Here is a 538-nt window from a genome sequence, read left to right on the forward strand (position 1 = left end):
CCCGCCGGTCCTTCGCCCGGCACGAGCGCCGCGCCGCCTTCGTCGGCCGCCTGCGGCCGAGCCCTCCTGCGGCGGGCGGCACCCGCGCCCGTGCCCGTGCCCGCGGTTTCGTCGGTGCCGACCGCGTTGGTGTCGGTGTCAGCGGCGGTGTCAGCGGCGGTGGCCGGGCGGCGGCTTGCCTTGCGGCGCCGAGTGCTCGGCGCCGGTGCGGCTTCGCCGCTGGCCTCGGTCGTGTCGGTGTTGGCGTCGGCCGCCGGCCCGTCGCCCGCGCCGGGTGGGGCGGCGCTGCCTTCGGCGGCGACGTCGGCCGCTGCGGCGGACGTGGCCGCCTGGCGGCTGCTTGCCTTGCGGCGGCGGGCGTTCGGCCTCGGTGCGTCGTCGTCGGCCGGCGTCGGGTCCTGGCCGGTGCGCTGGGCAGGACCGTCAGGTTCGCCGTCCGCCACCCGCGGCCGAACTGGCCGCCGGCTGGCGGCACCCTGGCGGGCGCCCGCGCCGCGGCCGGCGGCGCCGCCTTCGGCCGCGGCGCCGGGCTGCGGCC

The 538-nt window shown here is 82.2% G+C and carries 1 pseudogene; it reads right to left on the reverse strand.

Going from position 1 to position 538, the window contains the following annotated elements:
- Positions 1 to 443, reverse strand: a pseudogene (locus ACYVPE_RS40025) (hypothetical protein); the annotation flags it as partial.
- Positions 444 to 538 lie beyond the last annotated feature (95 nt).

Source organism: Streptomyces mayteni (genome assembly GCF_054783955.1).